The sequence below is a fragment of the Noviherbaspirillum sp. genome, assembly GCF_035254685.1.
Lineage (GTDB): Bacteria > Pseudomonadota > Gammaproteobacteria > Burkholderiales > Burkholderiaceae_D > Noviherbaspirillum.
In genome coordinates, this window is record NZ_DATFAI010000037.1 from 47981 (window position 1) to 61590 (window position 13610).

At 55.8% G+C, this 13610-nt stretch carries 15 protein-coding genes; all 15 read left to right on the forward strand.

Going from position 1 to position 13610, the window contains the following annotated elements:
* Positions 1-5 precede the first annotated feature (5 nt).
* Complete coding sequence (gene plsX / locus VJ698_RS16280) at positions 6-1097, forward strand: phosphate acyltransferase PlsX (RefSeq protein ID WP_324103838.1); 1092 nt, start codon at positions 6-8, stop codon at positions 1095-1097.
* A complete protein-coding gene (locus VJ698_RS16285; RefSeq protein ID WP_324103839.1) occupies positions 1094-2080 on the forward strand; it encodes a beta-ketoacyl-ACP synthase III in 987 nt (328 codons plus the stop codon). The genes plsX and VJ698_RS16285 overlap by 4 nt, the downstream gene beginning before the upstream one ends.
* A gap of 20 nt (positions 2081-2100) precedes the next feature.
* The gene (gene fabD, locus VJ698_RS16290) at positions 2101-3033 is read left to right on the forward strand and encodes an ACP S-malonyltransferase (protein WP_324103840.1); all 933 of its coding nucleotides are present in this window, start codon (positions 2101-2103) and stop codon (positions 3031-3033) included.
* Positions 3030-3776, forward strand: coding sequence for a 3-oxoacyl-ACP reductase FabG (fabG, locus tag VJ698_RS16295; protein ID WP_324103841.1), 747 nt, complete (start codon positions 3030-3032; stop codon positions 3774-3776). The genes fabD and fabG overlap by 4 nt, the downstream gene beginning before the upstream one ends.
* A gap of 122 nt (positions 3777-3898) precedes the next feature.
* Entirely contained in the window at positions 3899-4138 is a 240-nt protein-coding gene (gene acpP / locus VJ698_RS16300) for an acyl carrier protein (RefSeq protein ID WP_040041346.1), read from the forward strand.
* Positions 4139-4171: 33 nt separating this feature from the next.
* A complete protein-coding gene (gene fabF, locus VJ698_RS16305) occupies positions 4172-5419 on the forward strand; it encodes a beta-ketoacyl-ACP synthase II (protein ID WP_324103842.1) in 1248 nt (415 codons plus the stop codon).
* Positions 5420-5477: 58 nt separating this feature from the next.
* Complete coding sequence (locus tag VJ698_RS24625; protein WP_414691177.1) at positions 5478-5984, forward strand: protein YgfX; 507 nt, start codon at positions 5478-5480, stop codon at positions 5982-5984.
* 90 nt (positions 5985-6074) lie between these two features.
* Positions 6075-6677 carry an RNA polymerase sigma factor RpoE gene (rpoE, locus tag VJ698_RS16310; RefSeq protein ID WP_040041344.1) on the forward strand — a complete coding sequence of 201 codons (603 nt, stop codon included), beginning with the start codon at positions 6075-6077 and terminating at the stop codon, positions 6675-6677.
* 67 nt (positions 6678-6744) lie between these two features.
* Positions 6745-7332 (forward strand): sigma-E factor negative regulatory protein, encoded by a 588-nt coding sequence (locus tag VJ698_RS16315; RefSeq protein WP_324103843.1) that lies wholly within the window; start codon positions 6745-6747, stop codon positions 7330-7332.
* Between the two features lie 5 nt (positions 7333-7337).
* Positions 7338-8354: a MucB/RseB C-terminal domain-containing protein gene (locus tag VJ698_RS16320; RefSeq protein ID WP_324103844.1), complete on the forward strand. Its 1017-nt coding sequence runs from the start codon at positions 7338-7340 to the stop codon at positions 8352-8354.
* A 19-nt stretch (positions 8355-8373) separates the two neighbouring features.
* Positions 8374-9858, forward strand: coding sequence for a DegQ family serine endoprotease (locus tag VJ698_RS16325; RefSeq protein ID WP_324103845.1), 1485 nt, complete (start codon positions 8374-8376; stop codon positions 9856-9858).
* Between the two features lie 144 nt (positions 9859-10002).
* Entirely contained in the window at positions 10003-10257 is a 255-nt protein-coding gene (locus tag VJ698_RS16330; RefSeq protein ID WP_324103846.1) for a glutaredoxin family protein, read from the forward strand.
* 220 nt (positions 10258-10477) lie between these two features.
* Entirely contained in the window at positions 10478-12271 is a 1794-nt protein-coding gene (gene lepA / locus VJ698_RS16335; protein ID WP_324103847.1) for a translation elongation factor 4, read from the forward strand.
* Positions 12268-13179, forward strand: a complete 912-nt coding sequence (gene lepB / locus VJ698_RS16340; protein ID WP_324103848.1) for a signal peptidase I — start codon at positions 12268-12270, stop codon at positions 13177-13179. Before lepA ends, lepB begins: the two co-directional genes overlap by 4 nt.
* 22 nt (positions 13180-13201) lie before the next feature.
* On the forward strand, positions 13202-13591 hold the full coding sequence (locus VJ698_RS16345; protein ID WP_324103849.1) for a DUF4845 domain-containing protein: 390 nt from the start codon (positions 13202-13204) through the stop codon (positions 13589-13591).
* The last annotated feature ends 19 nt before the right edge of the window (positions 13592-13610 follow it).

Below are 13610 nucleotides of genomic sequence, written 5' to 3' on the forward strand. Positions count from 1 at the left end.
AAACAATGACAATCAAAATTTCTATCGACTGCATGGGTGGCGATTTTGGCCCGTCAGTTACTATTCCAGCCGCCGTCTCATTCGCTCAACACGAACCTGACGCTGAATTGATTTTGGTCGGCCTCGAAGATGTCATTCGGGCTGAACTGAAAAAACATAACGCATCCAGCCATTCCCGTCTCTCCATCGTCAATGCGACGGAAGTCGTCACCATGGACGACCCGCTGGAAGTAGCTCTGCGTCGCAAGAAGGATTCTTCGATGCGAGTTGCGGTCAACCTGGTCAAGGAAGGCAAGGCGCAGGTATGCGTCTCTGCGGGTAACACCGGTGCGTTGATGGCGGTATCCCGCTACGTCCTGAAAACGATTCCCGGTGTCGACCGTCCGGCAATCTGCTTTCCCATGCCGAATCAAAAGGATTCGCCGACCTACATGCTGGACCTCGGTGCAAATGTCGACTGTGAGCCGCTGCATCTGCACCAGTTTGCAGTAATGGGCTCGGCGCTTGTATCGGCGCTTGAGAACAAGCCAAGGCCTACCGTCGGCCTCCTGAACATCGGCGAAGAGGACATCAAGGGCAATGAAGTCGTGAAGCAGACTGCGGCACTGTTGCGCGCGGATCACGAAAAAGGCATCCTCAATTTCTACGGCAACGTGGAAGGTAACGATATCTTTGAAGGCACCACCGACGTGGTCGTGTGCGACGGCTTCGTTGGTAACGTGGTGCTGAAGGCTTCCGAAGGATTGGGGCGCTGGGTCAAGACGATTTTCAAGACCGAGTTCAAGAGCAATCCAGTCAATATCCTCGGCGCCCTGATCGCAAGGGGGGCGATCAATTCGATTTCGCAGCACATGAATCCGTCCCGCTACAATGGCGCGAGTTTCCTCGGTTTGCGAGGGCTCGTGTTCAAGAGTCACGGCGGTGAAGATGCATATGGTTTCGAGTGGGCGATCAAGCGCGCCTTTGACGCTGCGAACCATGATCTCCTGTCGCGCATCACCAAAACGATCGGGGAATTGATGCCGCAATCGGGCACCGGCGCAGAAGTCGGGACAGCAGGTGCGGCCACGGAATTAACCAAACAGAAAACGGCATGACTCTCTATAGCAAAATTATAGGTACGGGAAGTTATCTGCCACCTAAACGCGTCACGAATCATGATCTCGCCGCGCAGTTGGCGACCAAGGGGATCGAGACTTCCGATGAGTGGATTGTTTCGCGCAGCGGGATTTCAGCGCGTCATTACGCCGAATCCACGGTGCAGTCGAGCGATCTCGCAGTAGAGGCGGCACGACGCGCTCTCGACATGGCAGGCATGGGCCCGAACGATATTGACCTGCTCATTCTCGCAAGTTCCACCCCAGATCATTTTGGAGGCTTTCCGAGCACCGCATGCGTCGTGCAGCGCAAGCTTGGCATCAGCAATGGCAGCCCCGCGTTCGACGTGCAGGCGGTATGCAGCGGTTTTGTCTACGCGGTCTCGATTGCTGACAGCTTCATCAAGTCCGGAGCGCACAAGAACGTGCTCATTATCGGCGCGGAAGTGTTCTCAAGGATCCTCAATTTCGAGGACCGCACTACGTGTGTCCTGTTCGGCGATGGCGCCGGCGCAATGGTCCTGACCGCAGCGAAGGAACCCGGCATTCTTGCGACGAAACTGCATGCAGATGGCCGCCATGGCGACATTCTCTGCGTTCCCGGCAGCGTCAACGGCGGGGCGATCGACGGCAGCGCTTTCCTTTACATGGATGGGCAGGCCGTATTCAAGCTGGCAGTTTCCGTCCTCGAAAAGGTCGCCAATGAAGCGCTCGATGCCGCCGACATGAATGCTTCGCAAATCGATTGGCTGATTCCGCATCAGGCCAACATCCGCATCATGCAGGGCACGGCGAAGAAGCTCGGACTCTCCCCCGAAAAGATGGTGGTGACTGTTGACCAGCATGGCAATACGTCCGCGGCATCCATCCCTCTCGCGCTTGATGTTGCGCTTCGCGACGGACGTGTGAAGCCGGGCCATAACGTGATGATGGAAGGAGTCGGCGGCGGATTCACCTGGGGTGCGGTGCTCGCACGGATCTAAGAACTTCTCACATAACAAGCATGACCAAATTTGCATTTGTTTTCCCTGGGCAGGGCTCGCAAGCTGTCGGGATGCTGAATGGCTTTGCCGACAACCCGGTTGTCAAGCAGACGATTGCAGAAGCATCGGATGTCTTGCAATTCGACCTCGGCAAGCTGATCGCGGAAGGCCCGAAAGAAGATCTCGACCTGACCACGAACACGCAGCCGGTAATGCTGACCGCGGCAATCGCCTGCTATCGCGCGTGGATTGCCGCAGGGGGCAAGACGCCTGCCGTCGTGGCCGGCCACAGCCTCGGTGAATATTCGGCACTGGTTGCTGCCGGCGTGATTGCGTTCAAGGATGCTGTGCCGCTGGTGCGCTTCCGTGCGCAGGCCATGCAGGAGGCGGTTCCAGTCGGACAGGGCGGCATGGCCGCGATCCTCGGGCTCTCCGATGATGATGTGCGCGCTGCGTGCGCTGAAGCCGCGCAGGGCGAAGTCGTGGAAGCAGTCAATTTCAATGCGCCCGCCCAGGTCGTCATCGCCGGACACAAGGCTGCCGTCGAACGCGCATGTGCTTCAGCAAAGGAAAAAGGCGCAAAGCGCGCGTTACCCTTGCCCGTATCGGCACCATTCCATTCCTCTCTGCTGAAACCTGCGTCGGATCGTTTGCGCGACTATATGGAAAAGCTGGCCTTTTCCGTGCCGCAGATTCCGGTAATCAATAACGTCGACGTTGCATTTGCGCAGGATGCATCTGCCGTCAAGGATGCCTTGGTGCGTCAAGCCGCAAGCCCGGTGCGCTGGGTGGAAACCGTGCAGAAAATGGCGACGGAAGGCATCACGCATGTGATCGAATGCGGCCCAGGCAAGGTGTTGGCGGGCTTGACCAAGCGCATCAACGGCGATCTGATCGGCGAAGCAATCGTCGATCAGGCTTCTCTCGACAAAGTGTTGGAGCTCCTCAAGTGAATCTGGTTAATCAAGTGGCGCTGGTCACCGGCGCATCGCGTGGCATTGGTCGGGCAATCGCACAGGAGCTGGCGAGACAGGGCGCGAAAGTGGTCGGAACCGCGACCACCGAATCCGGAGCTGCGGCGATAAGCGAATACCTCGAAGCTGCTCAGCCCGGTTGTGGCAAAGGCGTAGTCTTGAACGTGACGGATGCCGAACGTTGCCTCGCTGTGGTGGATGAGGTGCAGAAAGAGTTTGGCAGCCTGTCCATTCTTGTCAATAATGCCGGCATCACCCAGGACCAGCTGGCAATGCGCATGAAGGATGAGGAGTGGGATGCCGTCATCGCAACCAACCTGACGGCGGTCGCGCGCCTTTCTCGCGCCGTACTGCGTGGCATGATGAAGGCTCGCCACGGACGCATCATCAACATTACCTCTGTGGTTGGCTCCGCAGGTAATCCGGGTCAGATGAACTATGCTGCGGCGAAGGCCGGCGTAGCCGGGATGAGCCGTGCGCTTGCACGGGAGATCGGAAGCCGCAACATCACGGTCAATTGCGTCGCTCCAGGCTTCATCGATACCGATATGACCAGGGAGTTGGGGGAACAACAAGTGTCCGCATTGATGCAGCAAATTCCTCTCGGGCGTTTCGGCCTGCCAGAAGATATCGCTGCTGCCGTAGCGTTTCTTGCCTCGCCGCAAGCGAGTTACATCACCGGGACGACAATGCATGTGAACGGCGGCATGTTCATGAGTTAATGAATACTTAGACACTTTTGACTGCAGTTCAAGCAATATTCAAAACAAAAGCCAAAAGTGAATTTTCAATGCGCAAACCTGATAAAATGCGCGCACTTTCTGTAACCCACTGGAGGGATAATATGTCCGATATCGAACAACGCGTTAAGAAGATCGTCGCCGAGCAATTGGGCGTCGCCGAAGCAGACATCAAGAATGAGTCGTCTTTCGTGGATGATCTCGGTGCCGATTCGCTTGACACCGTAGAACTCGTGATGGCGCTCGAAGACGAATTCGAAATGGAAATTCCGGACGAGCAGGCTGAAAAGATCACGACGGTGCAGCAGGCAATCGACTACGCCAAGGCGCACGTCAAGGCCTAATAGAGACATTTAGATAGAATCCAGGAGAACCGCTTGAGCCGCTCACGTGAACGTCGCGTCGTAGTGACTGGCCTCGGTTGCGTTTCCCCCGTCGGCAACACGGTCGCCGATGCGTGGGCCGCGCTGACTGAAGGCAAATCAGGCATTGCGACCATCACTAAATTTGACGCCACGCCTTTCTCCACGCGTTTTGCGGGTGAAGTAAAGGGCTTCAATATCGAGGACTACATTCCCGGTAAGGAAGCGCGCCACATGGATACCTTCATCCACTTCGGCATGGCTGCGGGAATCCAGGCATTTGAGGACAGTGGCTTGAAGGTCACTGAAGAGAATGCCGAAAGAATCGGTGTCATCATTGGCTCCGGTATCGGCGGCCTGCCGATGATCGAAGAAACGCATGAGGAGCTGACCAAACGCGGTCCACGCCGGATTAGTCCGTTCTTCGTACCCGCCTCGATCATCAATATGATCTCCGGCCATCTTTCGATCAAGTATGGTCTGAAGGGGCCGAACCTTGCCATCGTGACCGCATGCACGACAGGCTTGCATTGCATCGGCGCGGCCGCACGTATGATCGAGTATGGCGACGCCGATATCATGGTTGCAGGCGGCGCCGAATCGACAGTGTCGCCGCTGGGTGTTGGCGGATTTGCCGCGGCGCGCGCACTGTCGTCGCGCAACGACGATCCGGCAACTGCTTCCCGTCCCTGGGACAAAGACCGTGACGGTTTTGTGCTTGGTGAAGGTGCAGGCGTCATGGTGCTGGAAGAATATGAGCATGCAAAAGCACGTGGAGCGAAGATTTATGCCGAAGTCATCGGCTTCGGCATGAGCGCGGATGCTCATCACATGACCGCTCCGCTCGATGATGGCGATGGCGCGCGCCGCTGCATGATCGCGGCGATGAAAAATGCACAGATCAACCCTGACCAGGTCGACTACGTGAATGCGCATGGCACGTCCACACCGCTTGGCGATCTCGCTGAGACAATCGCGATCAAGCGGGCTTTGGGCGACCATTCGAAGAAGACTGTGGTCAATTCCACCAAGTCCATGACCGGCCACCTGCTCGGCGGCGCTGGCGGACTGGAGTCGGTCTTCACAGTGCTCGCAGTACACAATCAGTTGTCTCCGCCTACCATCAACATCTTCAATCAGGATCCTGCCTGCGATCTGGACTATTGCGCCAACAGCGCACGCAATATGCCGATCAATATCGCAGTCAAGAACTCCTTCGGCTTCGGTGGTACGAACGGTACCCTCATCTTCGGCAAGGTCTGATTTGCCCCGCTTCCTTCCTCGTCACGAGGAAGGAAGCTTCTCCTGACTCATCGTTGCCATGTCTATCGCAGTATCCGCCGTCGTTCATCCGTCCCGGCTGCTGCGGGCCATGCTTTTGACCATGTCGACCGGGACTCTCCTGGTCGGGACTGCCATCGCAGCGGGTTGGGTTGGTGAGCCATCTCTCTCCGTCAGGATTGGCTCGGCATTCATTGCCATTTTCCTCTCATTTTTTGGGTTTTATCATGACGTTCGATACCGAAAACCCATACATATTGATATCACTGGAACAGGACAGTTACGCTTGACCGAAGTGAGCGCCAAAGGGCCTTGCACAGACACGAACTGGCCGCATCTTGGAAAGAATGGCGAAGTGGTTCACTTATTGAGAGATACGACGATCTGGCCGTGTTTGCTTCTGCTGCGAGTACAGAACGAATACGGAGAGAAAAGGTCGGTGGCTATCTTGCCGGATTGTGTGTCTCGGGACAGTTTTCGGGCCTTGTCGGTGGTATGTCGTTGGATTGCAGGGCAAGGCAATCCGCACCAAGCCGAAAAATTCTAGAAAATGTTCGAGATAAATTGAACTTCTTGCATTTCCTACAGTCAACTACTCTAGCCGCGTGTATGTTGCAACGAAACAAGGGAACGGGGATTGACGACAGAACGCGACATTGACCAACTGCTTGTCGAGCGTGTCCAGCGCGGCGATAAAAAAGCATTCGAGCTCTTGGTGACCAAGTATCAACGGAAACTGATGCGGCTCGTGTCGCGGCTTGTGCGCGACCAGGCGGAAGCGGAAGACGTGGTGCAGGAGGCCTTCATCAAGGCGTATCGCGCCTTGCCTCAGTTCCGCGGGGATTCCGCGTTTTATACTTGGTTGTACCGGATCGGGATCAATACAGCGAAAAATTACCTGGTGACGCAGGGGCGGCGTGCGCCGACCTCCACAGAGGCGGATGCTGAAGAAGCAGAAACTTTTGACGATGGAGAACACCTAAGGGACATCAATACGCCCGAGTCCATGCTGGCCACGAAACAGATCGCTGAGACGGTGAATGTGGCGATGGATGCACTTCCCGACGAGTTGCGCATAGCAATTACGTTGCGTGAAATTGAAGGGTTGAGCTACGATGAAATTGCGGAAGCAATGGGATGCCCGATAGGTACAGTACGCAGTCGGATATTTCGAGCCCGTGAGGCCATCGCGGAAAAGTTGAGACCGCTGCTGGGCACTGCAATCGACAAGCGCTGGTAGCGGCGAAAAGCAGGCGAAACAGCTTTTTGGATGAAACAAGGGTTGGCGCAGCCCGAACGAGGTAGTTATGAAAACGAATGAAATGACCCGGCAGCAGATTTCCGCCCTTGTCGATGGGGAGTTGGCTGAAGAGCAGGTGGATCCTGTGCTGGCAGGTTTGCGTCATGCGGAGGGGCGAGCAGATTGGGAGATCTATCATCAGATCGGCGATGTGCTGCGTTCTGAAGATATGGCGGTTTCGATGAGCCCGAGTTTCGCTGCACGCATGGCAATGCGCCTTGAGTCCGAGCCGACAATCGTCGCTCCGGCCGTCCCCGAGAAGCACGCAGGATTCGCGCAAGCGGACCAGCATTCGACGGCGAAGCGGTGGACCGTGGGCAGCATGATCGCTGCAGCGGCGGTGGCTGCCGCAGCGTTCGTTGCGACTCCCCAGCTGATGGTCGCGATAAAGGGGAATGCTGTTGCGGGTGACGATGCTGCGACCGTCGCGACTGCGTCAGTAGAACAGAACGCCGTCGTGCCTGCATCCGCGTCCGAAGGCGTCGTCCTCCGGGATCCGCGCATCGACGACTATTTGCTGGCACACCAGCGTTTTTCTCCTTCTGTCTACAGCACCGCGCAATACGCACGCTCTGCCACCTTTTCCAATAAATGATTCGTATGCGGCAAACACTCGTTTTATTTAGGTTTGTCGTTGCTCTGTCGTTTTTCTGGGGACTCTCGGCTTATGCCGAAAACATCGATCCATCTTCAGATGGGCGGGATGCCCAGGCCTGGTTGAAGAAGATTCAGTCAGCGGCACAGAAACTCAACTATTCCGGTACATTCGTTTACCAGCAGGGTAACCAGATGCGCACATCGCGCATCACGCATATCCTGAATGGAAAGAACGAAGTCGAGAAACTCGAGATTCTTGACGGCAAACCGCGCGAATATATCCGCAACGACGAGGAGATCGTCTGCTATGTTCCCGAGACGCGGACACTCCTGGTCGAAAAGCGCATCACGCATGACATCTTCCCCGCCATCCTGGCCGCCAATCCTTCCGACCTGACGGAATTTTACAATGTCCGAAAGGGGGAGGCCGGGCGCGTCGCCGGCCACGATTGCCAGTCGGTGGTACTTGAGCCGAAGGATAATCTCCGATACGGCTACAAGCTTTGGGCTGACAAGTCCTCGGGCTTGCTGCTTCGCGCACAGACTCTCAACGAAAAACGGGAGACTGTCGAACAGATCGCATTTACGCAGATTTCGATCGGTAATGTCGACCACGCGCGTGTCAAACCGAGCATCCAGAATACGAGTGGCTGGCATGTCGAGAACGCCGTAATGAGCCAGGCAAGTCTCGCGGGCTGGTCCGTAAAAGGCCTGCCGCCCGGATTCAGGAAGATCCACGAAGTGAAGCGGATGGTATCGAACCAGTCGTCTTCCAGTGGCGCGGCGAGCACCGTTCCAAGCCAGCGCGAGGTTTCCCAAATGGTGTTTTCAGATGGCCTTGCCGCGATTTCGGTATTCATCGAGCCGGGCTCACAGAGCCGGACCGAGGGATCAATTCAACAGGGAGCGTTGAATATCGTGGGTAAGCGCCAGGGTGATTTTTGGCTTACCATCGTCGGAGAGGTGCCGTCGACGGCAATCAAGCAGGTCGCCAATTCGATCGAATTCAAATCAAAATAGCTAAAAAAGACAGGATTCCATGAAAACAAGCCCATTCGCTCGCCACATCGTGCTGGCCGTCGTTCTCGGCGCAGCTGCTGTTCTGATTGATTCACCCCTATTCAACATCATTCCGACTGCGCAGGCAGCATCCGTTGCCGGGCTGCCGGATTTTGCCGACTTGGCTGAGAAAACCGGGCCGGCGGTTGTCAACATTCGTACAACCGAACGGGTCAAGCCAGGTCAAGGTGGCCTTCCAGGGGGCGACGATGAAGAAATGCAGGAATTTTTCCGTCGCTTTTTCGGTGTCCCGATTCCGCGTCAGCAGCAGCCCGATCGCGCGCCGCGCAACCGGAAGCCCTCTCCTCAGCAGGAGGAGGAAGTGCCGCGAGGCGTCGGGTCTGGCTTCATCATTTCCGCTGATGGATTCATCCTCACGAATGCGCACGTGGTGGATGGCGCTGATGACGTCTACGTGACAATGACGGACAAGCGTGAATTCAAGGCAAAGATCATTGGTGTCGACAAGCGAACCGATGTTGCGGTCGTCAGGATCGAAGGCACCAATCTGCCACGCCTCACGATGGGCGATCCGAACAAGCTGCGCGTTGGCGAGTGGGTGATCGCCATCGGTTCACCGTTCGGGCTCGACAATACCGTCACCGCCGGCATTATCTCGGCCAAGGCGCGTGACACGGGCGAATACCTGCCGCTGATCCAGACTGACGTTGCGGTCAATCCTGGAAACTCCGGTGGGCCGCTGATCAACATGCGTGGCGAAGTGGTTGGCATCAATTCCCAGATTTATAGCCGTTCGGGCGGCTACATGGGAATTTCCTTCGCGGTACCGATCGATGAAGCGATGCGCGTTGCCGAACAGCTTCGGACCACTGGTCGTGTAACCCGTGGACGCATCGGCGTGCAAATCGGAGAAGTGACCAAGGACGTCGCAGAATCGCTTGGCCTGCCCCATGCTCAGGGCGCCTTGGTTCAGCGCGTGGAACCGGGTGGCCCGGCGGAGAAGGGTGGGTTGGAAGCTGGAGATATCATCCTCAAGTTCAACGGTACACCAATCGAGAAAGCTACCGACCTGCCGCGCATGGTCGGCGCAACCAAGCCCGGAACGCGTTCGACGCTGATGATTTGGCGCAAGGGTGCAAGCAGGGACGTGACATTGAATGTTGCGGAACTGGAGCCGGAAAAAATTGCGAAGAAAGATGAACGCAAAGCCAAGCCGGAGCAAGCCCCGAATGTGCTCGGCCTCGTTGTCAGCGACCTGACCGATGCCCAGAAGAAGGAACTCAAGGTTGACGGTGGCGTGATCGTAGATACGGCCGAGGGAGCGGCGGCACGTGTCGGCCTGCGCGCCGGCGATGTCATCCTGCGCCTGAACAACAATGATGTGAAGGATGCGAAGCAGTTCAATTCACTTGTTTCCAAACTGGATCACAAGAAAATGGCGGTACTGCTCGTGCGTCGCGGCGATGCATCCCAATTCGTGCCGATCCGGCCGAACGGACAGTAAGCCGACGCCCCGGGAAGCCGCAATCTCCCATGATTGTGGCTTCGCGAACGATTATGTTCCGTCGGGAGCAAAATCTTTATCTGCATCGTTCGCGATACTATACTGATTGATTGACCTTGGATCCCGTCCGACCAGCAGCTAGTCATGGTGCATTTCACTCTCTACTCTCGTACCTACTGTCACCTTTGCGACGACATGCTTGAAGCCCTGCAGGCCTTGAGCGGCGAATACCCCTTTACCGTTGAAGTGATGGATGTGGACTCGGATGAGACGCTGGTCGCGCAATTCGACGAGCAGGTGCCGGTATTGTTTGGCCGAAAAGGAAATGCGGAATCGGTGCAGATTTGCAATTACTTCCTGGACGAAGGAAAAACCAGGGCGTTCCTGGCGAGCGCATAGGGCGAAGGAGGCAGTCTGCGAACCATGCTTTCGCCCCTCTGGAGATCGGCGACCAGGCTTGCGGCGATGCATTCCCCGTGTCAGGTGTAGACCGATTTATGGGCTTTCCCCCCTGAAATCCGGTAAAATGCCGGCTATCGAACAACCTTCAATCATAAGGCGCTCGCTTGGGGTAACTTTCCCCGCTCAGAGCGCCTTTTTTGTAGTCGCATCTTAGTTAATGGACAACATTCGCAATTTTTCCATCATCGCCCACATTGACCATGGGAAATCGACGCTCGCGGATCGCATCATCCAGCTGTGCGGCGGTTTGTCCGACCGCGAGATGGAAGCTCAAGTACTTGATTCCATGGATCTGGAGCGTGAGCGCGGCATCACTATCAAGGCACAGACGGCAGCGTTGTCGTACAAGGCTCGCGACGGTAAAACCTATAACCTCAATCTGATTGATACGCCCGGGCATGTGGACTTCAGCTACGAGGTCAGCCGTTCGCTCTCCGCGTGTGAAGGCGCATTGCTGGTTGTCGACGCATCTCAAGGCGTCGAGGCGCAAACTGTTGCCAACTGCTACACGGCGCTTGACCTCAACGTCGAGGTGGTGCCAGTCCTGAACAAGATCGACTTGCCTTCAGCCGATCCGGAAAATGCAATCGAGGAAATCGAGGACGTAATCGGCATTGACGCAAGCGATGCCGTACGCTGCTCCGCGAAGACTGGCATGGGTGTAGAAGATGTGCTCGAGGCACTGATCGCCAAGGTGCCAGCGCCGAAGGGGGAGCCCGATGCGCCGTTGCAAGCGTTGATTATCGACTCCTGGTTCGACAATTATGTCGGTGTCGTCATGCTGGTGCGGATCGTCAATGGGACACTGCGCCCCAAGGACAAGATCTCTCTCATGGCGACCGGTGCGCAATACCTGACGGAAAACATCGGTGTCTTTACACCCAAGTCCGAATCGCGTGAAATGCTTTCGGCCGGGCAGGTGGGATTCGTCATTGCCGGCATCAAGGAACTGAAAGCTGCGCGCGTGGGTGACACGATCACGCTCGCCAGTAAACCCGCGGCGCATCCGCTTCCTGGCTTCAAGGAAGTGCAGCCTCAGGTGTTTGCAGGTCTGTTCCCGGTCGAGGCCAACCAGTACGACGCGTTGCGTGACTCGCTGGAAAAACTCAAGCTCAACGATGCAGCACTTCAGTACGAACCGGAAGTGTCACAGGCACTCGGTTTTGGATTCCGTTGCGGTTTCCTGGGCTTGTTGCACATGGAAATCGTGCAGGAGCGGTTGGAACGCGAATTCGACATGGATCTCATTACGACCGCTCCGACGGTGGTCTATGAGGTCGTGCAGCGCGACGGAACGGTCATCATGGTCGATAACCCGTCCAAGATGCCCGACCCGTCCAAGATCGAGGAAATCCGCGAGCCGATCGTCACGGTCAATTTGTATATGCCGCAAGAGTATGTCGGCTCAGTCATCACGCTGTGTACGCAGAAACGCGGCGTCCAGATCAACATGGCATACCACGGCAAGCAGGTCATGCTTACCTATGAAATGCCGATGGCCGAGATCGTGCTCGACTTCTTTGACAAGCTCAAGTCAACATCGCGCGGCTATGCGTCGATGGATTACGAATTCAAGGAATACCGCGCGGCAGATGTCGTGAAGGTCGACATGCTGATCAACAGCGAGAAGGTCGACGCACTGGCGATCATTGTGCACCGTTCCACCAGTCAGTACCGCGGACGCGCCGTTGCCGCCAAAATGCGGGAACTGATTCCGCGGCAGATGTTCGACGTCGCGATCCAGGCAGCGATCGGCTCGAACATCATCGCACGTGAGAACGTGAAGGCCATGCGCAAGAATGTGCTTGCCAAGTGTTACGGTGGCGACATCACTCGCAAGCGCAAGCTGCTGGAAAAGCAGAAGGCGGGTAAGAAGCGCATGAAGCAGGTCGGTTCTGTTGAAGTGCCCCAAGAGGCATTCCTGGCAATTTTACAAGTGGAAGATAAATGAGTTTCCAAGCGATCCTCGGCAACTTTGCATTAATCCTGTTCATTTTGACGATTGGCACCGGCATCGTCTGGTTCCTCGATGTCTTCCACTTCGCCAAACAGCGGCGTGCAAGGGCAGATGCGGCCTTAGCCGAGTTCGACACGCGTCACGCGAAATTGCGTGCGGAAGGTATCAAGGCCGATGACAGCGGACGCGCCAAGCTGGAGGCGGAGATCCTCAAGCAACCTACATGGATTGAGTATTCGGGAAGCTTTTTTCCGGTCATCGCGCTCGTATTTTTCCTGCGGTCCTTTCTCTATGAGCCGTTCAAGATCCCGTCGAGTTCGATGGTTCCCACGCTCGTGATTGGCGACCTGATCCTGGTCAACAAATTTACCTACGGCATTCGCCTCCCGATCATCAACAAGAAGATCATCGAGGTCAACACTCCGCAGCGTGGCGATGTCATGGTTTTCAAATACCCGAAAGATCCGTCACTCGATTACATCAAGCGCGTCGTCGGTGTTCCGGGTGATAGAATAGTGTATAAAAACAAGCGTTTAACGATAAATGGTAAAGAACTTTCTTACCAGCCGTTACCAGATTATCTGGATGAAGAGCACCTGAGCTATTCGAAGCAGTATCTGGAAGACCTGACGGGGGTAAAGCATCGGATACTGAACGATGAGCGTGCTCCGGCCTATGTGCAGAACCCGGATCCGTTCCCCGGGCGCGAATTATGTACATATAACCTGGAAGGATTTGCCTGCACTGTCCCCTCTGGACATTACTTCATGATGGGGGATAATCGGGATAACAGTCTGGACAGCAGGTACTGGGGTTTCGTTCCGGATGAAAATATTGTCGGAAAAGCATTTTTTGTCTGGATGAATCTCGGCAATTTCCGGCGAATTGGCAGTTTTCAATAAATAACGATCAGGGAGATGAGGAATGGAGTTACGGGCGTTCGGTAAGCGCGGGCAGCATGGTCTTTCCTTGGTTGGGTTTTTGTTTGTCATCGTTATCGTGGCACTGCTTGCCGTCCTGGGATTGAAGGTCGTCCCTGCCGCTGTCGAATTCGTGGCGGTCAAAAAGGCGATTGTCAATGCCAAGGCCAACGGAACGACACCGCGGGAGATCCAGGAATCATTTGATAAACAGGCAACGACGGCTTACATTGATTCGATTACGAGCAAGGATCTGGACATCGTCAAGACGGCGGAGGGTTATGAAGTGAGCGTCGCATATCAGAAGAAGATCCCGCTTGTTGGCCCGGCGAGCCTGGTTCTTGATTTTGCTGCGAGCACTAGCAAGAACCCCGTAACCAAACCCGCTCAATGAATAGAGATTAGGCAAGCGA